The 25,645-nt window shown below is 72.8% G+C and carries 22 protein-coding genes; 15 read left to right on the top strand and 7 right to left on the bottom strand.

Going from position 1 to position 25,645, the window contains the following annotated elements:
• Nucleotides 1–14: 14 nt before the first annotated feature.
• The 5 genes from ACWEVP_RS14935 (at nucleotide 15) to ACWEVP_RS14915 (ending at nucleotide 6,923) form a co-directional block, all read left to right on the top strand.
• Entirely contained in the window at nucleotides 15–734 is a 720-nt protein-coding gene (locus tag ACWEVP_RS14935) for a maleylpyruvate isomerase family mycothiol-dependent enzyme (protein WP_452063101.1), read from the top strand.
• A 129-nt stretch (nucleotides 735–863) separates the two neighbouring features.
• Nucleotides 864–4,145: a phosphodiester glycosidase family protein gene (locus tag ACWEVP_RS14930; RefSeq protein WP_452063305.1), complete on the top strand. Its 3,282-nt coding sequence runs from the start codon at nucleotides 864–866 to the stop codon at nucleotides 4,143–4,145.
• A 41-nt stretch (nucleotides 4,146–4,186) separates the two neighbouring features.
• Complete coding sequence (locus tag ACWEVP_RS14925; protein ID WP_452063100.1) at nucleotides 4,187–5,131, top strand: ABC transporter ATP-binding protein; 945 nt, start codon at nucleotides 4,187–4,189, stop codon at nucleotides 5,129–5,131.
• 155 nt (nucleotides 5,132–5,286) lie between these two features.
• Nucleotides 5,287–6,093, top strand: a complete 807-nt coding sequence (locus ACWEVP_RS14920; protein WP_452063099.1) for an ABC transporter permease — start codon at nucleotides 5,287–5,289, stop codon at nucleotides 6,091–6,093.
• The gene (locus tag ACWEVP_RS14915) at nucleotides 6,093–6,923 is read left to right on the top strand and encodes an ABC transporter permease (RefSeq protein WP_452063098.1); all 831 of its coding nucleotides are present in this window, start codon (nucleotides 6,093–6,095) and stop codon (nucleotides 6,921–6,923) included. The genes ACWEVP_RS14920 and ACWEVP_RS14915 overlap by 1 nt, the downstream gene beginning before the upstream one ends.
• Before the next feature lie 144 nt (nucleotides 6,924–7,067).
• On the opposite strand, the gene ACWEVP_RS14910 is transcribed toward ACWEVP_RS14915, so the two are convergent.
• Nucleotides 7,068–8,483: a S8 family peptidase gene (locus ACWEVP_RS14910; RefSeq protein WP_452063097.1), complete on the bottom strand. Its 1,416-nt coding sequence runs from the start codon at nucleotides 8,481–8,483 to the stop codon at nucleotides 7,068–7,070.
• A 546-nt stretch (nucleotides 8,484–9,029) separates the two neighbouring features.
• Between ACWEVP_RS14910 and ACWEVP_RS14905 the strand changes: the two genes are divergently transcribed.
• From ACWEVP_RS14905 to proB, 5 genes are all read left to right on the top strand, one after another.
• A complete protein-coding gene (locus ACWEVP_RS14905) occupies nucleotides 9,030–12,056 on the top strand; it encodes a translation initiation factor IF-2 N-terminal domain-containing protein (RefSeq protein WP_452063096.1) in 3,027 nt (1,008 codons plus the stop codon).
• 164 nt (nucleotides 12,057–12,220) lie between these two features.
• On the top strand, nucleotides 12,221–12,535 hold the full coding sequence (rplU, locus tag ACWEVP_RS14900; RefSeq protein WP_086678418.1) for a 50S ribosomal protein L21: 315 nt from the start codon (nucleotides 12,221–12,223) through the stop codon (nucleotides 12,533–12,535).
• Nucleotides 12,536–12,577: 42 nt separating this feature from the next.
• Nucleotides 12,578–12,835 (top strand): 50S ribosomal protein L27, encoded by a 258-nt coding sequence (rpmA, locus tag ACWEVP_RS14895; RefSeq protein WP_086846674.1) that lies wholly within the window; start codon nucleotides 12,578–12,580, stop codon nucleotides 12,833–12,835.
• A 107-nt stretch (nucleotides 12,836–12,942) separates the two neighbouring features.
• Nucleotides 12,943–14,397, top strand: coding sequence for a GTPase ObgE (gene obgE, locus ACWEVP_RS14890; protein WP_452063095.1), 1,455 nt, complete (start codon nucleotides 12,943–12,945; stop codon nucleotides 14,395–14,397).
• Nucleotides 14,394–15,503 carry a glutamate 5-kinase gene (gene proB / locus ACWEVP_RS14885; protein WP_452063094.1) on the top strand — a complete coding sequence of 370 codons (1,110 nt, stop codon included), beginning with the start codon at nucleotides 14,394–14,396 and terminating at the stop codon, nucleotides 15,501–15,503. Before obgE ends, proB begins: the two co-directional genes overlap by 4 nt.
• Nucleotides 15,504–15,776: 273 nt before the next feature.
• Here the strand turns inward: proB and ACWEVP_RS14880 are convergent, their stop codons facing one another.
• A complete protein-coding gene (locus ACWEVP_RS14880; RefSeq protein WP_452063093.1) occupies nucleotides 15,777–16,490 on the bottom strand; it encodes an SDR family oxidoreductase in 714 nt (237 codons plus the stop codon).
• A gap of 61 nt (nucleotides 16,491–16,551) precedes the next feature.
• On the opposite strand from ACWEVP_RS14880, the gene ACWEVP_RS14875 reads away from it, so the two are divergent.
• Nucleotides 16,552–17,151 (top strand): TetR/AcrR family transcriptional regulator, encoded by a 600-nt coding sequence (locus ACWEVP_RS14875; RefSeq protein ID WP_452063092.1) that lies wholly within the window; start codon nucleotides 16,552–16,554, stop codon nucleotides 17,149–17,151.
• Here the strand turns inward: ACWEVP_RS14875 and ACWEVP_RS14870 are convergent.
• From ACWEVP_RS14870 to ACWEVP_RS14850, 5 genes are all read right to left on the bottom strand, one after another.
• Nucleotides 17,121–17,405, bottom strand: a complete 285-nt coding sequence (locus tag ACWEVP_RS14870; protein ID WP_452063091.1) for a putative quinol monooxygenase — start codon at nucleotides 17,403–17,405, stop codon at nucleotides 17,121–17,123. The genes ACWEVP_RS14875 and ACWEVP_RS14870 overlap by 31 nt on opposite strands.
• Nucleotides 17,402–17,788, bottom strand: a complete 387-nt coding sequence (locus ACWEVP_RS14865) for a PPOX class F420-dependent oxidoreductase (RefSeq protein ID WP_452063090.1) — start codon at nucleotides 17,786–17,788, stop codon at nucleotides 17,402–17,404. Before ACWEVP_RS14865 ends, ACWEVP_RS14870 begins: the two co-directional genes overlap by 4 nt.
• Nucleotides 17,789–17,800: 12 nt before the next feature.
• Nucleotides 17,801–19,525, bottom strand: coding sequence for an arginine--tRNA ligase (argS, locus tag ACWEVP_RS14860; RefSeq protein WP_452063089.1), 1,725 nt, complete (start codon nucleotides 19,523–19,525; stop codon nucleotides 17,801–17,803).
• A 69-nt stretch (nucleotides 19,526–19,594) separates the two neighbouring features.
• The gene (locus ACWEVP_RS14855) at nucleotides 19,595–20,881 is read right to left on the bottom strand and encodes an MFS transporter (RefSeq protein ID WP_452063088.1); all 1,287 of its coding nucleotides are present in this window, start codon (nucleotides 20,879–20,881) and stop codon (nucleotides 19,595–19,597) included.
• An 85-nt stretch (nucleotides 20,882–20,966) separates the two neighbouring features.
• The gene (locus ACWEVP_RS14850; RefSeq protein ID WP_452063087.1) at nucleotides 20,967–23,078 is read right to left on the bottom strand and encodes a RecQ family ATP-dependent DNA helicase; all 2,112 of its coding nucleotides are present in this window, start codon (nucleotides 23,076–23,078) and stop codon (nucleotides 20,967–20,969) included.
• A 197-nt stretch (nucleotides 23,079–23,275) separates the two neighbouring features.
• Here ACWEVP_RS14850 and nadD point away from each other — a divergent pair, with 197 nt between their 5' ends.
• From nadD to octT, 4 genes are read left to right on the top strand one after another with little or no spacing between them, the layout of a single operon-like run.
• Nucleotides 23,276–23,845 (top strand): nicotinate-nucleotide adenylyltransferase, encoded by a 570-nt coding sequence (gene nadD, locus ACWEVP_RS14845; protein WP_452063304.1) that lies wholly within the window; start codon nucleotides 23,276–23,278, stop codon nucleotides 23,843–23,845.
• Nucleotides 23,846–23,904: 59 nt separating this feature from the next.
• Nucleotides 23,905–24,300, top strand: a complete 396-nt coding sequence (gene rsfS, locus ACWEVP_RS14840; RefSeq protein ID WP_091316176.1) for a ribosome silencing factor — start codon at nucleotides 23,905–23,907, stop codon at nucleotides 24,298–24,300.
• The gene (locus tag ACWEVP_RS14835; RefSeq protein ID WP_452063086.1) at nucleotides 24,297–24,911 is read left to right on the top strand and encodes a histidine phosphatase family protein; all 615 of its coding nucleotides are present in this window, start codon (nucleotides 24,297–24,299) and stop codon (nucleotides 24,909–24,911) included. Before rsfS ends, ACWEVP_RS14835 begins: the two co-directional genes overlap by 4 nt.
• Before the next feature lie 3 nt (nucleotides 24,912–24,914).
• Nucleotides 24,915–25,643: a diglucosylglycerate octanoyltransferase gene (gene octT, locus ACWEVP_RS14830; RefSeq protein WP_452063085.1), complete on the top strand. Its 729-nt coding sequence runs from the start codon at nucleotides 24,915–24,917 to the stop codon at nucleotides 25,641–25,643.
• Nucleotides 25,644–25,645: the final 2 nt, after the last annotated feature.

Below are 25,645 nucleotides of genomic sequence, written 5' to 3'. Positions count from 1 at the left end.
CCTGGGGAGACCCGATGACGACCATGCCGTTCCCCGCCCGCGAGTACCTGCCGGTGCTGCGGGAACTGACCGACGCGTTCGCCGCCCGCCTGCGCGCGGGCGACCAGGCCGCGAAGGTGCCCGACTGCGCCGGCTGGACGCTGGCCGACCTCGGCACCCACCTGGGGAACGTGCACCGCTGGGCCGCCACCGTCGTCACCACCGGCGAACCCCAGAGCCAGGACTTCGAGCAGCCCCCGGGCGCCGACCTGGCCTCCTGGTACGCCGAAAGCGCTCAGCTGCTCCTCGACGCCCTCGAGGAGGCCGTTCCCGAAGACCGGTGCTGGCACTTCGGCGGCACCGAGAAGACCAAGGCGTTCTGGTTCCGCCGCCAGGTCCACGAAACCGCCGTCCACCTCGCCGACTCGGGCAGCGACCACGTGCTCGACCCGGCCGTGGCCGCGGACGGCGTCGACGAGCTCCTGACCGCCTGGCTCCCGCGCGTCACCCGCTGGCACCCCGCGCCGTCGCTGACCGCGCCCCTCGCGCTGCGCGCCACCGACACCGGCGACGTCTGGACGCTGCACCCGGGCGAACCGCCCGCGCTCGGCCCGGCCGCCGAACCCGCCGCGACCGCCGAAGCGACGGCCCGGGATCTCCTGCTGCACCTGTGGAAGCGAACGGCGACGCCACCGGCCGTCAGCGGTGACACCGCGATCGCCGACCAGCTCCTCAAAGCCCCTTTCACCGCCTGACCCGGTAGCTGTTCTAGACCATTCAGGCGGCGTTCACCGGGAAGTCTTCCCCCGGCCGTGCCGCTGCGCTGTGCTGGTCCGGCTCACTCTCACTCGCTACTGGGGTACCTGGTGAAGAAGTCACACGCGGTGCTGCCGCTCGCCGCCCTGTTCGCGACGGCGTTCGTCGTCCCCGCCCACGCCGACCCGCTGAAAGCGCCGCTCGGCACGCCGCCGGTCGAGGCCGCGCCCGCCGCGTCTTCGGCGCGCGAAGGCGCGACCACCTTCGCCGCCGCGGATCCCGACGACGGGCTCGTCACCGGCAGCGCGACCACCGAGGTCGCGCCCGGGCTGAACCTCACCCAGTTCGACCGGTTCGACCCGGCCGGCTGGATCCGCGGCGACACCCTTGCCGTCGACCTGGGCAGCAAGGTCCTCAAGCCGACGTACCTCAGCCCCGGCACGGTCTCCGCGCGGACGCCGCTTTCGCAGCAGCTCGCGCGCACCGGCGCGGTGGCCGGCGTCAACGGCGACTTCTTCGACATCATCGCCACCGGCGCGCCGATCGGCGTCGGCATCGACCGCGGCGAACTGCAGACCGCGCCCGCCGCCGGCCACAACCTCACCGCGTCGATCACCGAAGCAGGCAAGGCGCAGCTGGCTTCGGTCTTCCTCGAAGCGACCGTGACGCTGCCCGGCGGCACGGTGAAGGCGACGAACTTCAACAGCCCGGTCCTCGGTACCGACGCGATCGGCGTCTACACGCCGTTGTGGGGTGCGTCCGGCCGCGCGACCTCGGTGGCCGGAGCGTCCCGGGTGCGCGAGGTCGAGCTGCGCGGCGGCGTCGTGACCGCCACGCGCGAGCAGCCCGCGGCCGGCCCGATCGCGGCGGGCACGACGCTGCTCCTGGCCCGCGAAGCGGGAGCGGACGCCCTCGCGTCGCTCAAACCGGGTGACCCGGTGGGCGTCACGTACGCGCCGCGCTCGGACGCCGGGAAGATCGCGGTCGCCGTGGGCGGCAACGAGGTCCTGCTCCGCGACGGCGTCGTGCAGCCGGTCGACAACGTGGCCATGCACCCGCGGACCGCGGTCGGCTTCTCGGCCGACGGCCGGAAGATGTGGCTGGCCACTGTGGACGGCCGGCAGGCCGACAGCCGCGGGATGACCGAGCTGGAACTGGCGCGGCACCTGAAGAGCCTCGGCGCCGACGACGCGATCAACCTCGACGGCGGCGGCTCGTCGACACTCCTGGCGCGCAACGAGGGCGAAGCCGCGCCGAGCGTCCGCAACGCGCCGTCCGACGGCGGGGAACGCCTGGTGCCCAACGGGATCGGCTTCGGGACCGTCCCCGGCAGCGGCAGGCTCACGGCGTTCTCCCCGGCGCCCGCCGTGGCGACCGGCGACGCGAGCCGCGTGCTGACCGGCCTGACCCGGCACCTGGTCGCCGACGGTCACGACGAAACGGGCGCCGCCGTCGCCGCCGACCCGCGCTGGAGCACCTCCGACCCGCGGCGGGCCACCGTGACCCACGGCGTCGTCACGGGCCACGGAGCGGGCAGCGTCGACGTCTTGGCGCGCTCCGGGCGCGCGTCCGGGAAGACGACGCTTTCCGTGCTGGGCAAGGCGGTCCGGCTCGGCACGAGCACCGAGCAGGTCGCGCTGTCGGCGGCGGGCGCGAAGAGCACGTTCAAGGTCTACGGCTACGACGCGGACGGCTACGGCACCTGGCTGGAGCCCGACGACGTCAAGCTCGACTACGACCACTCCGTCGTGCGGGTCGAGCCGTCGGGCGACGGCTACGAAGTGACCGCGCTGACCGCGTCCGGTGCTTCGGCGATCACCGCGTCGGCCGCCGGCCTGACCACGCACCTGGCCGCTTCGGTCGGCACGGTGCCGCAGGTCGCGGCGCCGCTGGACGGGCCGGCCGGCTGGAGCGCGACGGTGTTCCCGGCGGTCGTCGGCGCGGCGCTGTCCGCGGCGCCCGGGCGGGACGGCGGCGCCGGGCTCGCGCTGGACTACCGGCTCACCGGCACGACCGCGACGCGCGCCGCCTACGTGACGCCTTCGTCGCCGCTGCCGGTTCCCTCGGGTACCCAGAAGATCGGGCTGTGGGTGAACGGCGACGGCCAGGGCGCCTGGCTGCGCGCCGAACTGCGCGACGCCGCGAACGTGGCGTCCATTGTGGACCTCTCGCTGAGCGTCGACTGGACGGGCTGGCGGTACGTCACGGCCACGGTCCCGGCCGGCCTGCCCGACGGCCAGCGCCTGGCGCGCTTCTACGCCGTCGAGAACGTGCCGGACCAGCAGTACGAGGGGCACCTCGTGTTCGACGACCTGACCTTCGAGGTGGCGCCGACGACGGCGGTGCCCGCCGACCCGGCCCCGCGCGACCCGGCGCTGGTCACCGACGGCGTCCTGGCGGGCGGGCTGCGCGTCGCGGTCGTCAGCGACGCGCAGTTCACCGCGGACGACCCGGCGGGCCCGCTGGTCGCCCAGGCGCGGCGGGCGCTGCGGGAAGCCGTCGCGGCGAAACCGGACCTCGTGCTGATCAACGGCGACTTCGTCGACCGCGGCACCGCGCCCGACTTCGTGCTGGCCCGCCAGGTCATCACCGAGGAACTCGACGGCAAGGTGCCCTGGTACTACGTGCCGGGCAACCACGAGGCCGAGGGCGGCAACGGCCTGGCCAACTTCCAGGCCGCGTTCGGCGTCACGCACCAGGTGGTCGACGTGCACGGCATCCGGCTGGTGCTGATGGACTCCTCGCGCGGCTCGCTGCGCGCGGGCGGGTTCGACCAGGTCCGGATGCTGCGCACCGCGCTGGACTCCGCGGCCGCCGACCGGTCGGTCCGCGGGGTGGTCGTCGCCATGCACCACCCGGTGAAGGACCCGAGCCCGACCGGGAACTCCCAGCTCGGCGACCGGAAGGAAGCCACGCTGCTGACCCAGTGGCTGACCGGGTTCGAGCAGGCGTCCGGCAAACCCGCCGCGTCGGTGGCTTCGCACGCGGGCGTGTTTTCGCTGGCGCGCGTGGACGGCGTGCCGTACCTGGTCAACGGCAACTCGGGCAAGGCACCCGCCGCCGCGCCCGGCGACGGCGGGTTCGTCGGCTGGACGCTGCTGCGCGTCGACCCGGCCGACCGGGCCCAGCCGGTGCGGTTCGAGACGCGGCCGAACGTCGACTCGCTTTCGGTTTCGGGGCCGTCGTCGATGGCCCCCGGCGACCGCGTGGTCGTGCGCGCTTCCCTGCGGCAGGGCACCCGGGACGTGCCGGTGGCGTACCCGGTGAGCGCGGACTGGGCGGTCGGCTGGGGCGTCGTCGCGTTCGATCCCGCTTCCGGCGTCCTGACGGCGCTGCGGCCGGGGGTCGCACGGCTTTCGGTCACGGTCAACGGGGTGACGCAGACGCTGGTCGTGACCGTGCGCGGCTAAACCGTTCGGTTTTTGTCGGTGCCCGCTCGTATGGTCGGGGGGTGGACGAATCGGAGGACCGGGAACCGGCGCTGGTGCAGGCCAAGGCACTGGTGAAGCGCTTCGGCGAGTTCGAGGCCGTGCGCGGGATCGACGTCGAGGTGCGGCGCGGGGAGGCGTTCGGCTTCCTCGGCCCGAACGGCGCGGGCAAGTCGTCGACGATGCGGATGATCGCGTGCGTGTCACCCCGCACCGACGGTGACCTCCGTGTGCTGGGGCTGGATCCGGAGGTCGCCGGGCCGCGGATCCGCGCGCGCCTGGGGGTCGTGCCGCAGCAGGACAACCTGGACGTCGAGCTGACCGTCCGGGAGAACCTGATGATCTACGGCCGCTACTTCGGGCTGTCGCGGGCGGCGGCCCGGCGCAAGGCGGACGAGCTGCTGGAGTTCGCGCAGCTCGGTGACCGCGCGGGCGACAAGGTCGACCCCCTCTCGGGCGGCATGAAACGCCGGCTGACGATCGCCCGCTCGCTGGTCAACGACCCGGAGCTGCTGCTGCTCGACGAGCCGACCACCGGGCTCGACCCGCAGGCCAGGCACCTGCTGTGGGACCGCCTGTTCCGGCTGAAGGCCCAGGGCACGACGCTGATCGTGACGACGCACTACATGGACGAGGCGGAGCAGCTGTGCGACCGGCTCGTGGTGATGGACCACGGCCGCATCGCGGCGGAGGGCTCACCCGCGGAGCTGATCAAGCGCTACTCGACGCGCGAAGTGGTCGAGCTGCGGTTCGCGGCGGGGGAGCAGGTCGCGGCGGCCCGGCAGGTCGAAGGGCTGGCCGACCGCGTGGAGATCCTGCCGGACCGGGTCCTGCTCTACAGCGACGACGGCGAGGCGGCGTTGGAACACGTGCACGCCCGCGGGGTCCGGCCGCTGTCGAGCCTGGTGCGGCGCAGTTCGCTGGAAGACGTGTTCCTGCGGCTGACCGGCCGGACGCTGGTGGACTGACTCGGGATGCGGAAGATCGATGCTCGCGGAGAGCGCTCGCCGATGACCCTCGCCAGTGTGTTCTGTGGGGGCGCGGCCCCCACCCCCCGCCCGGGGGCGCGCCCCCGGACCCCCGGCGTGCCGCGCGTCGGCAGGTTCTTTCCCGGGAGGCGGCCATGACCACCGTCGAATCCACCGGCCGCGTGGTCGGCAAGTGGCACGGCGCCTGGCTGCGCGTCGAGGGGTACTGGACCTGGTACCGCCGCCACTGGGTGTCCACTTTGTACTCCACCGGCCTCCAGCCGGTCCTCTTCCTCGCCGCCATGGGGCTCGGCTTCGGCTCCCAGGTCCGGCCCGGCGCGGTCACCGGTGGCCTGTCCTACCTCCAGTACATCGCGCCCGCCCTGCTCGCCGCCGGTGCCGCGCAGCAGGCCGTCGGCGATTCGAGCTACCCCGTGCTGTCCGGGTTCAAGTGGCAGAAGGACTACCTGGCCGTCACGGCCACCCCCGTGTCGCCGGGCCAGGTCCTCGGCGGCCACCTGATCTGGACGGCGCTGCGGTTGACGCTGGCCGGCGCGATCTACGCGTTCGTCGCGCTGTTCTTCGGCGCCTGGACCGGGCCCGGTGTGCTGCCGGTGATCCTCGTCGGCACGGTCACCGGCCTCGCCTGCGCCACGCCGATCACCGCGCTGGCGGCCCGGACCTACGACGAAGGCCAGCGGTTCGGGATCATCTTCCGGTTCGTCGTGATGCCCATGACGTTGTTCTCCGGCACGTTCTTCCCGATCGCCCAGCTGCCGGGCGCCATCCGCTGGCTGGCCTGGCTGTCCCCGCTCTGGCACGGCACCCAGCTGGCGCGGGGCGTGAGCCTCGGCGGGGTCGGCGGCTGGGCGATGCTCGGCCACTTCGCGGTGCTCGCGGGATTGTTCGCGGCCGGGTGGGCGCTCGCGCACCGGGCCTTCTACCGGAGGCTGGTGGTCTGATGGTGAGCGTCCAAGCCCCGCCGGCGCGGGCCGGGCTGCTGCTGCGGATCCTGCCGCCCGGGCTGTACGCGGGCCGGGCCCGCATGCTCGTCGAGCGGTCCGTGCGGGTGAGCTGGAACAGCTGGCTGATGTTCCTCTCCGGCGCGGCCGAGCCGTTCCTCTATCTGCTGGCGTTCCAGCTCGGGTTCGGCAAGCTCGTCACCGAGGTGGCGGGCCCGGACGGCCGCCCGATGGGCTACGTCGCGTTCGTGGCGCCGGCGCTGCTGGCGACGTCGGCGATGAACGGCGCCGTCTTCGAGTCGACGTACAACCTGTTCTTCAAGCTGCGCTACGCGAAGCTGTACGACGCGATGCTGGCGACCCCGATCGGCCCGCTGGACATCGCGCTGGGCGAGATCGGCTGGGCGATGACCCGCGGCGGCGTGTACGCGGTGGCGTTCCTCGCGATCGCGGCGGGCATGGGGCTGCTGGCGTCGTGGTGGGCGCTGCTGATGGTCCCGGCGGCCCTGCTGGTGGGACTGGCCTTCTCGGCGATCGGCATGGCACTGGTGACGTACCTGAAGTCGACGGCCCAGTTCGACTACATCGCGCTGGGCCTGATGCCGATGTTCCTGTTCGCGACGACGTTCTTCCCGCTGTCGGTGTACCCGGAGCCGCTGCAGTGGCTGGTCCGCTGCCTCCCGCTGTACCACGCGATCGAGCTGATGCGCGGCCTGGCGACGGGCATCCTGTCGGGCGGCATGCTCGTCAACCTGGCCTACTTGTCGGTCCTGGGCGCGGTGGGCCTGTGGGCGTCGACGAGGAGGATCGCCAAGCTCCTGCTGACGTGATCGAGCCGGCCGCCCCCGCCGAGGCCGGGTGCTGGTGTGGCAGCCGGCGCCGCTCCCGGTCGGCCCGCCGTGGCCCCGGTGGCCGGTCGCGGTGGCGCCCTCGCGGCAACCGAGCACCCCGGAATCGCAGCAGCGCCGTCCGGCTCAGCGGGCCGGGTCGGGCTTGCCCCGCGGCACGGCGGCGGCCCGCGCGTCCACCATCCCGTGGCCGTAGAAGCCGTTGAACCCCTCGTACCCCGCGCAGTACGCGTCCTGGGTGCCGTCGCCGGTGAGGTCGTAGTCGGCCGGGCAGGGCATCGGCATCGCCTGGGCGTCCAGCGTGCGCCGCAGCTGCCGCGGCCCGGCGTTCGGCAAGGCCGACGCGAGCAGCGCCAGCACCCCGGTGACGTGCGGCGCCGCCATCGACGTCCCGCACAGCGGCGCGTACCCCCCGGGCACCGTCGAGAGCACGCACTCGCCGGTTTCCCCGCCGGGGGCCGTGACGTCGATCACGCCCAGCCCGTACGAGCTGTAGCCCGCCTTCACCCGGTCAGAGCCGACGGCGGACACCGCGACGACGTCCCGCAGCCCGGCCGGCAGCGCTTCGCACCCGGACCCGGCCCCGGCGGAGCCGGAGCGCGCCGAGGGCGTCAGGTCGATGGCCTCGTTCGTCGCCGCCGCGACGTTCAGCGTCCCCGCCGACGTGCTGTACTCCACCGCCCGCGCGAGGACCTCGTGCACCACCCCGCGGTCGTCGCCCCGGATGCACGACAGTGTCCACGGGTTCACGAAGAAGCTGCTGTTCGTCAGCCGCAGGTGCCGCGAGGCCGCCCACATCAGGCCGCACACCGCGGCCTCCGGGTCGGCGTAGCCGCGGTCGTCGATCACCTTCACCGACGCCACCCGGACCCCGGGCGCCACCCCCGTCACCCCGCGCCCGTCGTCGGCCGCCGCGATGATCCCCGCCACGTGCGTGCCGTGCACCGACGTCGTCGGCGCCCAGGCCGACGGCGACCGGTCGGGCGCACCGGTCAGGCAGCCCGCGGAGTCGTCGCGGTCGAGGGCGCCGGTCAGGTCCGGGTGGTCCGGGTCGATGCCCGAGTCGAGGACGCCGACGACGACGTCACGGCTGCCGCTCGCCGCCCGGCCCGCGTTGATCATCCGCATGTCCCACTGCCGCCCGCTCAGGTCCGCGGTGGGCACGCGGGCCGGGTCGGTGACGGGCAGCGTGGCCCGCGCGGGCTGCGGCCTGACCTCGGTGGCGCGCTGCGCGGCCAGCCGCTCGGCCTGGGCGCTGAACGCCCGGTCGAGCCCGATCCGGGCGCCGAACTCCGGGTCGCCCGAGGTGGCGACCGCCACGGCGATCTGCGGGTAGTAGACGGTGGTGGCGCCGCACGCGGCCGTGACCTGCGCGCGGGCGGCTGATTCGGCCGTGCCGCGGTCGAAGGCGACGACGTAGCGCAGGGCCCGGCCGTGGCCGCAGGCGGGCGCGTCGGCCGCCGCCGGACCGGCGGTGACGCATCCCGAAAGCACCAGTACGGTGCACACGGCCGCTCGCAGCGGCCGCGCCAGCAGGGACACCGGACCTCCCACCGGATGCAGGAACCGCGGGTGCCGGCGCGCGAGATCCCGGTCACCCCGAGCCGCACGGTAGCCACCCGGTGCCCGGCGGACAAGCGCTACGGCCAAGTTCCCCCGGCCGGGGCGGGTGGGAGGACGGCCCGGCGCGCCCGGCGGCGTGGGCGGAGGCACCGAGTACACCGGAGCAGTCACCCGGTGTGGGATACTCGGGGTGGCCGCTGGGCCGCGGGGCGCATGTGAGAGGTGCTGCCTGCGGCGTTGTGGCCCGGTGATGTGCACGAATCAGCACGACGCGCGTCGCCGCCCGGGAGCCGGGCGGCTGGACGACGTGGCGGGCGGCCCGGGGGCCGCGAGTGCCGCGCACAGCGCCGAGCAGACCTTTGACCGGGTTGCGCGTCACCGGATGCGGTGGTGCGGCGCCCGGTCGTCGGGCAAGGATTCCCGTCGCTGGTGACCACCACGGCGGAACGAACAGAAAGGGGCCCCTGCGCGGCCGCGTCCCTGCCGGTGCGAACCGGCAGACGCGCCCGGGGGCGGAGGAGACACATGTCGAACGCGGAAACACCCGCCGAGCACACCGGCGGGAATCCCGCCACACCCACGAGCGGCCCGCTGGCCGACCTGCCCGCCCGGATCCGGGTGCACGCGCTGGCGAAGCTGCTGGAGAAGCACAGCCGGGACGTTCTCGCCCAGCTCGCCGAGCTGGGGGAAAGCGTGCGCAGCGCGCAGTCGAGCGTGACCAGGGACGTGGCGCTCAAGGTGGCCGAGGCCTTCGCCCCCGCCGAAGGTGAGCAGCCGGTCGAGGCCGGCCAGGACGAGCCCAACAGCGACCAGCCGGCCGGCCAGGACGGCGCGGGCGACGACGAGGGCGCCGCGCAGCGCCGGCCCGCCGGCCGGGGCAGTGCCGGGCAGCCGTTCGCGCAGCCCGCCGCCGGTGCCCCCGACCAGGGGCAGACCGGCCGCGCCCCGCAGCCGGCCGCCGAGGCCGAGAAGCCGCGCCCGCGGCAGAAGACCCGCGCGCACCTGCCGGTGTTCGCCGCGCCGTCGCCGGTCTTCCTGCCGCCGGAGCCCGCCGAGCCCGCGGCCAAGCCGGCCCGCAAGCCCGCCGACCCGTTCGCGGAGCCGGAGCCCCGCCCGGAGTCGCGGACCCGGCCCGAGCCCGACGCCGCCGAGGAAGAGGCCGAAGAGACCACCGCGGCCACCGAGACCGACGAAGACGAGGACGGCGGCAGCCGCCGCCGTCGTCGCCGGGGCCGTCGCGGCCGCGGCCGCGGCAAGGGTGCCGACGGCGGCGACGAGACCGCCGAGAACGACGACCAGGCCGAGGAGCGGCAGAAGTCCCGCAACGGGGACGAAAAGCCCGAAGCGGACGCCGAAGAGGCCGAGGAAGCCGCCGACGCCGAAAGCGACGGCGACGAGGGCGAGGGCGGCAGCAAGCGCCGTCGCCGCCGCCGTCGCCGCAAGGGCTCGGACGGTGACGACGCCGAGACCACCGACGACCCGCCCAACACCGTCACGCACGTCCGTCAGGCGAAGGCCGAGCAGCCCGAGCGCCCGGCGCGCGACGAGGTGCGCAGCGTCCGCGGGTCGACCCGCCTGGAGGCCAAGCGCCAGCGCCGCCGCGACGGCCGCGAGGCGGGCCGCCGCCGCGCCCCGATCCTGTCCGAGGCCGAGTTCCTCGCCCGCCGCGAGTCGGTCGACCGCGCGATGGTCGTCCTCGAAAAGGGCGATTCGACCCAGATCGCCGTGCTCGAAGACGGCGTGCTGGTCGAGCACTTCGTGACGCAGTCGGGCTCCGGCTCGATCGTCGGCAACGTCTACCTCGGCCGCGTCCAGAACGTGCTGCCGAGCATGGAAGCCGCGTTCATCGACATCGGCCGCGGCCGCAACGCCGTGCTGTACGCCGGTGAGGTCGACTGGGACGCCGCCGGCCTGGAGGGCAAGGCCCGCAAGATCGAGCAGGCGCTGTCCACCGGCGACTCCGTGCTGGTCCAGGTCACCAAGGACCCGGTCGGGCACAAGGGCGCCCGGCTGACGACGCAGATCTCGCTGCCCGGCCGCTTCCTGGTGTACGTCCCCGCGGGCGGCGCCACCGGCATCTCCCGCAAGCTGCCGGAGAACGAGCGCCGCCGGCTCAAGGACATCCTCAAGCGGATCGTCCCGGAGGACGCGGGCGTCATCATCCGCACCGCCTCCGAGGGCATCGGCGAGGAGGAGCTGGGCCGCGACGTCGACCGCCTGAAGGCGCAGTGGGACGTCATCAAGGAGAAGGCCGCCGCCGGTTCCGGCAAGAAGGGCGGCGCGCCGACGATGCTCTACGAAGAGCCCGACCTGCTGGTCAAGGTCGTGCGCGACCTCTTCACCGAGGACTTCACCAAGCTGGAGATCCAGGGCAACCGCTCCTGGGAGACCATCAACGGCTACGTCAGCCACGTCGCGCCGGAGCTCGCCGACCGGGTCAAGCGCTACACCGGCACCGGCGACGCGTTCGCCGACCACCGGATCGACGAGCAGATCACCAAGGCGCTCGACCGCAAGGTCTGGCTGCCGAGCGGCGGTTACCTGGTCATCGACCGCACCGAGGCGATGACGGTCATCGACGTCAACACCGGCAAGTTCACCGGATCGGGTGGCAACCTCGAGGAGACGGTGACCCGCAACAACCTGGAGTCGGCGGAGGAGATCGTCCGCCAGCTCCGGCTGCGGGACATCGGCGGCATCATCGTCATCGACTTCATCGACATGGTGCTCGAGTCGAACCGCGAACTGGTGCTGCGCCGCCTCACCGAGTGCCTCGGCCGCGACCGCACGCGCCACCAGGTCGCCGAGGTCACCTCGCTCGGCCTGGTGCAGATGACCCGCAAGAAGATCGGCACCGGCCTGCTGGAGGCGTTCTCGACGCCGTGCGAGCACTGCAAGGGCCGGGGCGTGCTCGTCTCGACCGAGGTGCAGCGCACCGGCGGCGGCTCGCACTCCCACGGCGGGAACGGCAACGGCGGTAACGGCAACGGCGGCGGCGGGGAGAAGAGCTCCCGCCGGTCGCGGGGCCGCGGCAAGGGCGAGGAGGCCGCCAAGGAGCAGGCCGAAGCCGCCAAGGCCGAGGTGCACGCGGTTCCGCCGCCGGAGCGGCGCGAGTCGATCGCGTCCGCGGTGGCGGCGGTGGCCAACGCCGCCAAGGCCGCCAAGGACCACGACCAGGGCGCCCTGAACGGCACCGGGCCGGCCAGGGAACTGGCGGACGTCCCGGCGACCACGGAGGCCGACGAGACGCCGGTGGCGGCCGAGCCGCCCGCCGAGCCCGCCCAGGAGGTCGCCGGCACCCCGGTGACCACCGAGGCGGACGAGGCCCCGGTGCCGCCGGAGGAGGAGCCCGAGGTCGAGCGGACCCCGGCGCCGGAACCGGCGGAAGAGCCGGTCGCGGCGTCTCCCGAGGCCGTGGCGTCTTCGGAGCCGGTCGCCGAGCCGGAGGTCAGCGTGCCGGAACCGGCCGCGCGCTCCACCCGGCGCCGTCCGCGCCGGGCCGCGTCGCGCCCGGCGGGTCCGCCGGTGCACGCCTCCGACCAGAGCAAGTGAACGACTAGGGGGACCCCGGTGGTAACGCACCGGGGCACCCCACGTAACCTGTAGTACGGCCTGCCACCAGAGCAGGTCGCTGCGCGAGTCCAGGACCGCCGTCTCCACCAGGTGGGCCGGTCGCGCGGGCCCCCACCCATTGTCGAGTAATGCAGGAGACTTCCGTGTCGGCGTACGCGATCGTCAAGACCGGCGGCAAGCAGTACAAGGTGGCCGTCGGCGACGTCGTCGAGGTCGAGAAGCTCGAGGGCGAGCCGGGCACCGAGCACATCCTCCCCGCCGTTTTGTACGTCGACGGTGGCGAGGTCACCACGGACGCCGACGCGCTGGCGAAGGTCTCGGTCACCGGCAAGGTCGTCGAGCAGACCAAGGGTCCGAAGATCCGGATCCACAAGTTCAAGAACAAGACGGGCTACCACAAGCGCCAGGGTCACCGGCAGAAGCTGACCCGCGTCGAGGTCACCGCCATCTCCCTGTAAGGGTTTCTCCGGATCTTCGTAAGACTGAAAGAGGACTGAGCTATGGCTCACAAGAAGGGTGCGTCCAGCTCCCGCAACGGTCGTGACTCGAACGCGCAGCGCCTCGGCGTCAAGCGCTTCGGCGGCCAGGAAGTCAACGCCGGCGAGATCCTGATCCGCCAGCGCGGCACCAAGTTCCACCCCGGCGTGAACGTCGGCCGTGGCGGCGACGACACGCTGTTCGCCCTGGCCGCCGGCGCGGTCCAGTTCGGCGAGAAGCGTGGCCGCAAGACGGTCAACATCGTGCCGTCGGAAGCCTGATTCGGCTTCTGTCTAGACCTCTGACGAGGGGTGGGGCCGGAATATCCGGTGCCACCCCTCGTTTGTTTTGTGCATACCCTTTTCGGCTAGTGAAGTGAGGCAGAGTCATGGCGTCCCGGTTCGTGGACCGCGCGGTCATCCACCTGACCGCCGGTGACGGGGGCAACGGCTGTGCCTCGGTGCACCGCGAGAAGTTCAAGCCCCTCGGCGGCCCCGACGGCGGCAACGGCGGCAACGGCGGCGACGTCCTGCTGGTCGTCGACCCGAACGTGCACACCCTGCTGGACTTCCACTTCCGCCCGCACGCCAAGGCGGGCAGCGGCAAGATGGGCCAGGGCGGCAACCGCGCCGGCGCGGCGGGGGAGACGCTGGTCATGAAGGTGCCGTCGGGCACCGTGGTCTTCACCGAGGACGGCGAGATGGTCGCCGACCTCATCGGCCCCGGCACCACGTTCGTCGCGGCGCAGGGCGGCCGCGGCGGCCTCGGGAACGCCGCGCTCGCGTCGAAGGCCCGCAAGGCCCCCGGGTTCGCGCTGCTGGGCGAGCCGGGCGAGGCCCGGAGCCTGACGCTGGAGCTGCGCTCGGTCGCCGACGTCGGCCTGCTCGGCTTCCCGTCCGCCGGCAAGTCGTCGCTGATCTCGGTGCTCTCCGCGGCCAAGCCGAAGATCGCCGACTACCCGTTCACCACGCTGGTGCCGAACCTCGGCGTCATCACCGGCGGCGACACGGTGTTCACGATGGCCGACGTGCCCGGCCTGATCCCCGGCGCGTCCGAGGGCAAGGGCCTGGGCCTCGACTTCCTCCGCCACATCGAGCGCTGCGCGGTGCTGGTGCACGTCGTCGACTGCGCGACGCTGGAGCCGGGCCGCGACCCGGTGTCCGATGTGGACGCGCTCGAAGAGGAGCTGGCCAAGTACACCCCCGGGCTCGGCGGCAAGCTCGAGGAACGTCCCCGTGTGGTCGTGCTCAACAAGATCGACATCCCGGAGGCCGCCGAGCTCGCCGAGTTCGTCCGGCCGGAGTTCGAGGCCCGCGGCCTTCAGGTGTTCGAGGTCTCGACCGCTTCCCGCAAGGGCCTGCGCGAGCTGACGTTCGCGCTGGCCGCCGTCGTCGAGGAATACCGCGAGGCGCAGCCGGTGCTGGAGCCGGAGAAGATCGTCCTGCGGCCGCTCGCCGTCGACGACTCCGGGTTCACCGTCGAGGTCGACCCCGAGGAGGAGGGCGCGTTCATCGTGCGCGGCTCCCGCCCGGAGCGGTGGATCCGCCAGACGAACTTCGGCAACGACGAGGCCGTCGGCTACCTGGCCGACCGGCTCAACCGTCTCGGCGTCGAGGACGAGCTGGCGAAGCTCGGCGCGAAGCCGGGCAGCCCGGTCACGATCGGCGACGTCCAGTTCGAGTGGGAGCCGTCGACGCCGTCGGTGGCGGTCCACCTGTCCGGGCGCGGCACCGACGTCCGGCTGGAGCGCACCGACCGCGTCGGCGCGGCCGAGCGCAAGGAGGCCCGCCGGATCCGCCGCGACGGCACGGGCGAGGACGACGACCTGGACCTCGACGCGTGAGCGGCACGCGCGAAGCGATCGCCTCGGCCCGGCGCCTGGTCGTCAAGGTCGGTTCGTCGGCCCTGACGACGGCGGGCAGCGGCCTCGACGTGGCCCGCCTGGACGCGCTGGTCGACGCGATCGCCGAGCGCGTGTCCCGCGACGCCCAGATCGTGCTGGTGTCCTCGGGCGCGATCGGCGCCGGCCTCGCCCCGCTTTCGCTGGGCAAGCGCCCGCGTGACCTGGCGACGCAGCAGGCGGCGGCGAGCGTCGGGCAGCTGCAGCTTGCCCACGCGTACGCGGAGTCGTTCGGCCGGTATTCGCTGACGGTCGGCCAGGTCCTGCTGACGTCGGACGACGTCGTCCGCCGGTCGCACTACCGCAACGCGCAGCGCACGTTCTCGCGGTTGCTGGCGCTGGGCGCGGTCCCGGTGGTCAACGAGAACGACACCGTGGCGACGGAGGAAATCCGCTTCGGCGACAACGACCGCCTAGCTGCGTTGGTCGCGCACCTGATCGGCGCGGACGCGCTGGTCCTGCTGTCCGATGTGGACGGTCTGTACGACGGCGACCCCCGCGACGGCGCGACCCGCAAGCTGACCGAGGTCCTCTCGGAGTCCGATGTGGACGGAATCTCGGTCGGCATGTCCAGCTCCGGCCTGGGAACGGGCGGGATGGTCTCGAAGCTCGCGGCCGCCCGGACGGCGGCCGGAGCGGGCATCCCGGTCCTGTTGGCGGCGGCTTCGGAAGCGTCGGCGGCGTTGACGTCGGCTTCCCCGGGAACGGCGTTCGCCCCGGCGGACACGCGCTTGTCGGCCCGCAGGTTCTGGCTGGGCTACGCGGCGGACACGACGGGAAAGCTCCGCTTGGACGACGGCGCGGTGACGGCGGTGGTCCGCCGCCGCCGATCGCTGCTGGCGGCGGGGATCACGGGCGTGGAGGGCGAGTTCCAGGCGGGCGACGTGGTCGACCTGGTGGACGCGAAGGACCGCCCGGTGGCCCGCGGAGTGGTGGCCTTCGACGCGACGGAGCTGCCGGAGCTGATCGGCCGGTCATCGCACGAGCTGCCGGAGGAGCAGCGGCGAGAGGTCGTCCACGCTGACGACCTGGTCCCGCTACGCCGCTAGAAGCCGCTGCCGACGCAACTCCGCCCCGCTGCCCCTCGCTCGGCTGATGCCGCGCCCGCCGGTGGACCCGCCGGCCCGCGGCTTCGGCGGCGGCCGTCGCGCGGCTGGCCGCGCTCCGCTCGGATCCCTCGCGTGGCCGACTCCGCGCCGAAGCCTCGCGCAAAGCCGAATCCCTGCCGCCAATGGCCCGGCACGCCATCTGCTCCGTGCTCGCCGGCAGGCCCGCGCCCCGCCGCCCTACGCGGCACTTTCATGTGAAAGCGCCGCCCGGCCTCATCCCAGCGACACCAGGCGGGCACCGCCGTCGGCTTCCAGCACCGTCCCAGTCACGTTGCGGTTGGTCGCCGCCAGCGTCACCACCTCCGCGACATCGTCCGCCGTCGCCACGCGCCGCGCCGGGATCGAAGCCGCCGTTTGCGCGAAGAACCCGTCCCGCACCTCCGCCGGGAAGCCGTTCCACCACGCCGTGTTCACCACCCCCGGCGAAACCGCGTTCACCCGCCGCGGCGCCAGCTCCACCGCCAGCGGCTTGACCAGTGCTTCGATCGCCGCGTTCACGGCGCCGATCCCCGCCGTGCCCGCCATCGCCGCCCGGGCCGTGATCGCGCTCAGCAGCGTGATCGACCCCTCCGCGGCCAGGTACGGCAGCACCGCCTGGATCGTGGTCAAGTGCGCCCAGAACTTCGCGTCGAAAGCCCGCCGCAGCATCGCGAGGTCCAGCGAATCGATCGGCCCCATGCCCTCCGCGCCGGACAGGCTCACGACCAGCACGTCGATCGTCCCCAACGAGGAGGCCAGCGCGCCCATCGCCGTTGCGTCGCCGCCGTCGGCCTGGTGCCCGGTCAGCGACGGGTCGCTCGCGGCCACGTCGTCCAAGCGCTCCTTGCCGCGTCCGGTGACGTGGACGGTGTAACCCCGCTCGTGCAGCCGCCGCGCGGTCGCCAGGCCGATGCCCGAGGTGCCGCCGGCGACGAGTGCGATGCTCATGCTTGTTCCCCATTTCGAACCGGTACGTCTCGTTTCGAAATCGACGCTACCATCGGATCCCATGACCGACCAGTCCCGCCCCGGCCGCAAGCGCAGTGAGCAGAGCCGCCTGGCGATCCTCGCCGCGACGCTCGACCTGGTCGCGGAGGCGGGGTACGGCACGCTGACCGTCGAAGGCATCGCCGCGCGCTCCGGCGTCGGCAAGCAGACGATCTACCGCTGGTGGCCGTCGAAGGCCGACGTCCTCCTCGACGCGCTCGCGACGAAAGCCGACCTGCAGATCCCGATCCCCGACGTGGGGTCGTTCCGCGCCGACCTCGGGCAGTTCCTGGACAGCACGTTCGAACTGGGGGAGAAGAACCAGGTCGCGGACACCCTGCGGGCGCTGATGGCGCAGGCGCAGATCGACCCGGAGTTCGGCAAGCGGTTCCGGGAGGACTTCCTGCACCGCCGCCGCGAAGCGCTGGGGACGATCGTCGACCGCGCCCGCGAGCGCGGCGAACTGCCCGCGGGTGTCGCGCCCGGCACGGTCGTCGACGTCGTGTTCGGCACGCTCTGGTACCGGCTCCTCGCGACGCGGGAGCCGATCGGCCGCGGCCTGGCCGGCGAACTGGTGACGCTGCTAGCGGATCACGGCGCCTCGACCGCCGAAATCCGGTAGCGCGCCACGGACGCGTCGAGGATCTGCGCGGACTGCTCGTCCGACGGCCCGGACCCGCGGAAGCGCTCGAGGTCCTCATCGGACTCCCAGCGTTCGTACACGGTGATCCGGCCGGAGTCGAGCAGGTCGGCGCCTAATGCGTACTCCAGGCAGCCGGGCGCTTCGCGCGCGAGCCGGACGGCTTTGGCGCACCCTGCGAGGTAGGCGTCACGCTCTTCGGGAGCGACGGCCAGCCAGCCGGCGACGATGATCACGACGCGATCCGATCCGCTTTGATCGTCAGCAGCAGCCGCGTCTGGTCGCGCCCGCCCCACCACGGGTACGGGCCGCCGAGGTAGCGCTGCGACAGCGTTTCGATGTGCTCGACGGCGCCGTCCTCGGTCATGTCGAGGACGCGCCCGCGGATCGCGTAGTACCGCGACGGCCGGTCGCGGTCGGCGACGTTGAGCGCCACCCGCGGGTCACGCGCGATGTTGCGCTGCTTCTGGTGCCCCAGCACGGTGTTGACGAGGATGTGCGTGCCGTCGGTGTCCACCCAGGTCTGGGTGAGCTGCGGCGAGCCGTCCGGCATCAGCGTCGACAGGAAGCAGAGGCTGGGCTCGCGCAGCAGTGCGAGCAGGTCGCCGGGCAGTTCCACAGTGGTCTCCCGCTAGAGCTGGTCGGGCGCTTCGATGCCGAGCAGGGAAAGCCCGAGCGCGAGCGTGTGCGACGTCAGCGTAGTCAACCTCAGCCGCGACGCGCGCAGCGACGGCGAAGACGCTTTCAGGACCGGACATTCCTCGAAGAACCGGGAAAACGCGACTGCCGTCTCGTACAGGTACGTGCAGAGCTTGTGCGGTGCGTACGCGGTCGTAGCGGCCCTCAGCGCTTCGCCGAACCTGAGCAGCTTCACCGCCAACGCTCGTTCCGCCGGTGCTTCCAGCAGGATTTCCGCGCCGTCGGGACCTCCGCCCGCCTTGCGGAGGATCGACTGCGTCCGCGCGTGCGCGTACTGCAGGTACACCGAGGTGTTGCCCTCCTTGGCGAGCATCCGGTCCCACGCGAAGACGTAGTCGCGCTCGCGGTCACCGGACAGGTCGGCGTACTTGACCGCGCCGATGCCGACCGCCCGCGCGACTTCGGCCTGCCCGGCCGCGTCGAGTTCACTGCGTTCGGCGACGACCGCGGCGGCCTGCGAGACGGCTTCGGTGAGCAGGTCGGCCAGCTTGACCGTGTCGCCGGACCGGGTCCGCATGGTCTTGCCGTCGGCGCCCAGCACCGTGCCGAAACCGATGTGCTCGGCGTGCCCGGTCAGCCAGCCGGCGGCGCGGCAGACGGCGAACACCATCGCGAAGTGCTGCGCCTGCGGAGCACCGACGACGTAGAGCAGGTCGGTCGCGCCGCGTTCGGCCGTCCAGTAGCGGGCCGTGGCCAGGTCGGTCGCCGCGTACCCGTAGCCGCCGTCGCGTTTGCGGACGATCAGCGGCAGCCGGTCGCCCTCGCGGTTGCGGAACCCCTCGGGGAACACGCAGACCGCGCCGTCGCTGATCTCGGTCAGCCCGGCCTTTTCGAGGTCGTCGACCACGCCGGCGAGGTACGGGTTGTAGAAGCTCTCGCCGTAGATGTCCTCGTCCGTCAGCGAAATCCCGAGCAGCGCGTAGACCTCGTCGAAGTGCCGCGTCGACTCGGCGATCAGTTCCCGCCAGACGCCGAGCGTCTCTTCGTCGCCGCTCTGCAGCAGCACCACTCGTTCACGCGCGCGGGTCGCGAACGCCTCGTCGGTGTCGAACTTCCGCCGCGCTTCGCGGTAGAAGGCGTCGAGGTCGGCGATGGCGCGCTGCCCGGCCGGGACGTCGAGCAGGTGCTCGATCAGCATCCCGAACGGCGTGCCCCAGTCGCCGAGGTGGTTGTGCGGCAGCACTTCGTGCCCGGCGAACCGCAGCAGCCGGCCGAGCGCGTCGCCGATGACCGACGTCCGCAGGTGCCCGACGTGCATCTCCTTGGCGACGTTCGGGCTGCTGTAGTCCAGCGCGATCCGCCGCGGCGCCGGGATTTCCGGCACGCCGAGGCGCGGGTCGCCGAGCAGCGCGGCGGTCCGGTGCTCGAGCCATTCCTTGCGCAGCAGGAAGTTGAGGAACCCGGGCCCGGCGATCTCGGGTGGCTCGGCGATGCCGTCGAGGTCCAGCGCGCCGGCGATCAGCCCGGCGACCTCGCGCGGCGGACGGCCGAGCCGTTTGCCCAGGCTCATCGCGAGGTTGGCCTGGTAGTCGACGCCCTCGCGCGGCGACGCCTGGACCAGCGCCTGCTCCGGTGTCAGCGCGACGTCCAGCGCCTCGCCGGCGGCGGCCACCACGCGGCGGGCCAGCTCCTCGGTGACGTCGGCGGTCTGCTGCACGGTGTCCCTCCTTCGGCTCGGTCACGGGATCCGCAGCGTAGCGAGCGTGACCGGCCGGTGACGAAGGGTTTACCGCAGCTCGCTGCCCTTCGTTTCGGGCAGCGTGAGGATGACGGCGAACGCGATCGCCGCGCCCACGGCGACGTACCAGAAGTAGAGCGTCTGCGAGACCGTGCCGAAGAGCGTGATGAGCAGCGGCGCGGTGCCGCCGAAGATCGCGACGGTCAGGTTGTACCAGGCGCCGATCCCCAGCCCGCGCAGTTCGGTGGGGAACAGCTCGCTCATGATGGCCGGCGCGATCGACGTCATCGCCGTGTACAGCCCGAGCCCGACGCAGAACACCACGAGCAGCCCGCCGACGTTCGGGCCGATCAAAGTGGACAGCGGCACGACGACCACCGCGGTCACCCCGGACCACACCAGCAGCTGCGGCTTCCGCCCGACCCGGTCCGCGAGCGCCCCCATCGGGTACTGCAGCGCGATGAACAACGCCGTGCCGACCGACAGCGCGAGGAAGACCGCGTCGGCGTCCGCGTGCCGGTTCTTCACCGCGAACGAGGTCAACGCGCTGAAGAACGTGTAGTAGCAGAGCGTCGAGAGCATCGTGAAGCCGACGAGCCTGCCGACGGCCTTGGGGTGGTGCGTCAACGTCGTCAGCAGCGGCCGCTCGAGCTTGCGCGCCTTGGTCTTCGTCTGCTCGAACAGCTCGGTCTCGGCGAGGCTCCGGCGCAGCCACAGCCCGACCAGGCCGAAGACACCGCCCAGCAGGAACGGCAGCCGCCAGCCCCAGGACGCGAGCTGTGCCTTGTCCAGCGCCCGGGCCAGGACGAACCCGAGCACGGTCGCGACCAGCACGGCCGACCCGGTCGAGATGTAGAAGAACGCCGAGTACCGGCCGCGACGCTCCCGCGGCGCGATCTCACCCAGGTAGGCCGACGCGTTCGACACCTCACCGCCGAGCGACAGCCCCTGCGCGACGCGGGCGAGCAGCAACAGGATCGGCGCGAGCCAGCCGACCTGCGCGAACGTCGGCAGCAGCCCGATCGCCACCGACCCGCCCGCCATGAGCAGGATGGTGAGGATCATGGCCGGCTTCCGGCCGCGCGTGTCCGCGAAGCGCCCGAGCAGGACCCCGCCCAGCGGGCGGAAGAAGAACGCGAGCGCGTAGGTGGCGAACGTGTTGATCAGGGCCAGGGTGTCGTTGCCCGGCGGGAAGAACGCACTGGCGAAGTAGATGCTGAACGTCGCGTAGATCGTCCAGTCGAACCACTCCAGCGCGTTGCCCGCGCTCGCCGCGAACAGCTTGCGCACCGGCAACCGGTGCCGCTGGGTTGCCTGAACGGTGGACTCGGTCATGGCGGCCTCCACGTCACCCGAAGGTGGAACGGGACTTTGCCACATTCGTTCGCAGTGCGAAAGGTTCTTACCGTCCTCCCTTCTCCTAAGCCGTGCTGGCCAGCGCGAACGGCAGGACCGCGGGCGCCCCGGCCCGCCGCAGCAGGCGGGCGGCCAGCGTCATCGTCCAGCCCGTGTCGATGACGTCGTCCACCAGCAGCACCGGTCCGGCGGGCAGGATCCCCGCGAGGTCGGCCGGCATGCTCAGCCGCCGCCACAGATCCGCCAGCCGTTGTGCGCTGTTCGCCTGCCGCGGTGGCGGGCCGTCCGCGTCGAGCGCGCCGAGGAAGTCGAGCCTGCCGATCTCGGCCAGCCGTGTCGCCAGGCTGTAGACCAGCTGCGGCCGCGTCGACGACGGCACGGCCACCACCGCCACCGGCCGCTGCGCCCACTGCCACCCGGCGAGCACCTGCACGCACGCCTTGAACACCGAGTCCGGCACCTCGGCGTCCTTCGCCTGGGGACCGACCAGTTCCCGCAGCCGGTTGCCCCAGCCGACGTCGGTGAGCCGCCCGAGCACCTGGCCCGGTTCGGCCTGGTCGTCGGCTCCGATCCGGCCGGAGACCGGAACGTCCAAAGAGGACATCCCGGTGGGCCACTGCTTCCGCGGCGCGACCTCGACACCCGGCCGCTGCAGCCGTTCGCGGGTCGCCTCGGCGACGTCTTCGGACACCGTCGTGTCCCAGTGCTGCCCGGTGCAGTTGTCGCACCGCCCGCACGGCGCCGCCTCGGGGTCGTCGAGCTGGCGCCGCAGGTATTCCATCCGGCAGCCCTCGGTCGCCAGGTAGCCGAGCATCGCCTCCTGCTCGCGGTCACGGGCCTCCGCGACCCGCCGGTACCGCCCGCGGTCGTACTCCCACTCCTCGCCCGTGCTCGTCCAGCCGCCCTTGACGCGCCGCACCGCGCCGTCGACGTCCAGCACCTTCAGCACCATTTCCAGCCGGGACCGCGAAAGCTCGACCGACGGCTCGAGCGCCGCGGTCGACAGTGGACGGTCGGCGTAGGACAGCGTGTTCAGCACCTGCGTCACCCGCAGCTCGTCCGGGAAGGCGAGCGACCCGAAGTACGCCCAGATCGCCCGGTCCTCCTCGCCGGGCAGCAGCACGACCTCGGCGCGTTCCACGCCACGCCCGGCGCGGCCGACCTGCTGGTAGTACGCGATCGGCGACGACGGCGCCCCGAGGTGCACGACGAACCCGAGGTCCGGCTTGTCGAACCCCATGCCGAGCGCCGACGTCGCGACCAGCGCCTTGACGCGGTTGCCGAGCAGGTCGTCCTCGGCCGCCTGCCGGTCGGCCGGGTCGGTCTTGCCGGTGTAGGCCGCCACCGGGTAACCGCGGTCCTTCAGCAGCGACGCGACGTCGTGCGCCGCCGCCACGGTCAGGCAGTAGATGATCCCCGAGCCCGGCAGCTCGGCCAGGTGGTCGGCGAGCCACGCCAGCCGCGCCTGCGACGTCGGCAGCCGGCACACCGACAACCGCAGGCTCTCCCGGTCGAGGGTGCCGCGCAGCACCAGCGTGTCCCCGCCGGTGCCGAGGCCCAGCTGCTCGGCGACGTCGGTGACGACGCGGTCGTTGGCCGTCGCCGTGGTCGCCAGCACCGGCACGCCGTCGGGGAGGTCTCCGAGCAACGTCCGCAGGCGCCGGTAGTCCGGCCGGAAGTCGTGCCCCCAGTCGGAGATGCAGTGCGCCTCGTCGACCACCAGCAGGCCGGTGCTCGCGGTCAGCTTCGGCAGCACGTTGTCGCGGAAGTCCGGGTTGTTCAGCCGTTCGGGGCTGACCAGCAGCACGTCCACCTCGCCGGCCGCGACCGCCGCCTGGACCTGGTCCCACTCCTGCGGGTTCGCGGAGTTCATCGTCGCCGCGTGGATCCCGGCGCGCGCCGCCGCCGAGATCTGGTTGCGCATCAGGGCGAGCAGGGGCGAGACGATGACCGTCGGCCCGCTGCCCTGTTCGCGCAGCAACGCCGTGGCCAGGAAGTACACCGCCGACTTGCCCCAGCCGGTGCGCTGCACGACCAGCGCGCGGCGCCGCTGCGCTACGAGGGCCTCGATGGCCGTCCACTGGTCTTCGCGCAGCTTCGCCGAGTCGCCGGCCAGCGCCCGGAGGAGGGTCTCGGCGCGGTCGCGGAGGGCTGAGGTGGTGCTGGTCGTGTCCACGTCCCCACGTCTACCCCATGGCACCGACGAATCGGGAATCGGCGGCGTCGCGAACGGACCGTTCGCGACGAATACGGGCCGTTATGTGACCTGAATCACAACTGCTGCCCGGTCGGGCGAGGTGTCCCACAGCACCCGGCCCCCGGGCCCCCGGCTGTATAGGCTCTCCGGTCATGTCACCACGGCGGATCGGGGTCATGGGCGGCACGTTCGACCCCGTGCACCACGGCCACCTCGTCGCGGCCAGCGAGGTCCAGTCCCGGTTCGGGCTCGACGAGGTGATCTTCGTCCCCACCGGGCAGCCGTGGCAGAAGACCGGCCGCCAGGTGACCAAGGCCGAGGACCGCTACCTCATGACGGTCATCGCGACCGCGTCCAACCCGGTGTTCTCGGTCAGCCGCGTCGACATCGACCGCGGCGGCCAGACCTACACCGTCGACACGCTGCGCGACCTGCACGCCGAGTACCCCGAGGACCAGCTCTTCTTCATCACCGGCGCCGACGCGCTCGAGCAGATCCTGACCTGGCACAAGGCCGACGAGCTGTTCGACTTCGCGCACTTCATCGGCGTCACGCGGCCCGGTTACCGGCTCAATTCGCACCACCTGCCCAGCGGCAAGGTCAGCCTCGTCGAGGTCACCGCGATGGCGATCTCCTCGACCGGCTGCCGCGAGCGCGTCGAACGCGGGGAGCCGGTCTGGTACCTCGTGCCCGACGGCGTCGTCCGCTACATCGCGAAGAAGGATCTCTACCGGAAGAGCGACTGAAGGGCCCCTGGTCCCGGCGGGTACTCTTCTCGGGCGAACCCGATCTGTGAAGGAGCACTGTGGCAGCCACGTCCGAGGCACGAGAGCTGGCCGTAGCGGCCGCACACGCGGCGGCGGACAAGAAGGCCAGCGACGTCGTCGTGCTGGACGTGTCCGAGCAGCTCGTCATCACCGACGCCTTCGTCATCGCCTCCGCGTCCAACGAGCGCCTGGTCGGCGCCATCGTCGACAACGTCGAGGAGAAGCTGCGGGAGAGCGGCCACAAGCCGGTCCGCCGCGAAGGCGCCCGCGAGGGCCGCTGGGTCCTGCTCGACTACGTCGACGTCGTGGTGCACGTCCAGCACGTGGAGGAGCGCTCGTTCTACGGCCTCGAGCGGCTGTGGAAGGACTGCCCGCGCATCGAGGTGGCCGGACTCGAGGAGCCACCCGCCGACGAGGACCCGGACGTCCCGTGAGCCCGCGGCGGCTCGTGCTCTGGCGCCACGGCGAGACGGACTACAACGCCGCCGGGCGGATGCAGGGTCACCTGGACTCGGCGCTGACCCCGCGCGGCTGGAACCAGGCCCGGTTCGCGGTTCCCGCGCTGGCCCGGTTCTCCCCGGACCTCGTCATCGCGTCCGACCTGCGCCGCGCCACCGACACGGCCACCGTGCTCACCGACGCGATCGGCGTCCCGCTGCGGATCGACAAGCGGCTGCGCGAGACGCACCTCGGCGAATGGCAGGGCATGACCGGCGCCGAGGTCGACGAGGCCTACCCGGGCGAACGCGCCCGCTGGCGCCGGGACGCCACCTGGGCACCGCCGGGCGGTGAGAACCGCCTCGACGTCGCCGAGCGCGCGGGCGAAGTCGTCACCGACCTGCAGCAGGCCAACTCCGGAGCGGGCGAGACCGTGCTGCTGGCCGCGCACGGCGGGCTGATCACGGCGCTCACCGCACACCTGCTGAACCTGCCGGTGGAGACCTGGCCGTCGCTGGGCGGGATCTCGAACTGCCACTGGGTCGAGCTGGGAGCACGCGACGGGAAGTGGCGGCTGCAGGCCTACAACGCGGGGATGCACGGCTAGCCGATGGGGCCGCGCCTGCTGGTGTTCGGCGATTCGCTGAGCTTTCACGGTCCCGAAGGACCTTGCGCCGCGGACGAACCGCGGCTGTGGCCCAACGTCGCGGCCGCCGCGCTGGGTGGTACCGCCGACCTGGTCGCCGGCATCGGCTGGACCGCGCGTGACGCCTGGTGGTCGCTGACCGGCGACCCGCGGGTGTGGGCCGATCTGCACCGCGTCGACGCGGTCGTCCTGGCGGTCGGCAGCATGGACACGCTGCCTTCGCCGTTGCCGACCTACCTGCGCACCGGGTTGAAGTACCTGCGGCCCGACCCGGTGCGACGCGTGGTGCGCAAGGCCTACCTCGCCGCACAGCCGCGGCTTTCGGTCGCCTTCCGCGGCCGTCCCGCGGTGCTGCCGGCCAAGCTCACCGTGCAGTACCTCGACACGGCCGTGGGCGCGCTGCGCGTCCTGCGGCCCGAGCTGCCGATCTTCGGGTGGCTGCCGTCGGTCCACCGCGCCGCGGCCTACGGCGGCGTGCACACCGCGCGGCCGGCCGCGGCGGCCGCGATGGCGGCGTGGGGCGCGCGGGCGCGAGTGCCGTTGCTGGACCTCGAAGCCGTCGTCGGCGAGCACGTCCTGAGCGGCGAGGGCAACGCCGACGGCATGCACTGGGGCTGGAAGGGGCACGCGGCGGTGGGGGACGCGATGTCCGTGTTGATGGCGCCGGTGCTGGCACCCGGCCACGTAGGCTGACG

The sequence above is a fragment of the Amycolatopsis sp. NPDC003865 genome (assembly GCF_053605345.1).
This window is presented reverse-complemented; position numbering and strand designations above follow the sequence as displayed.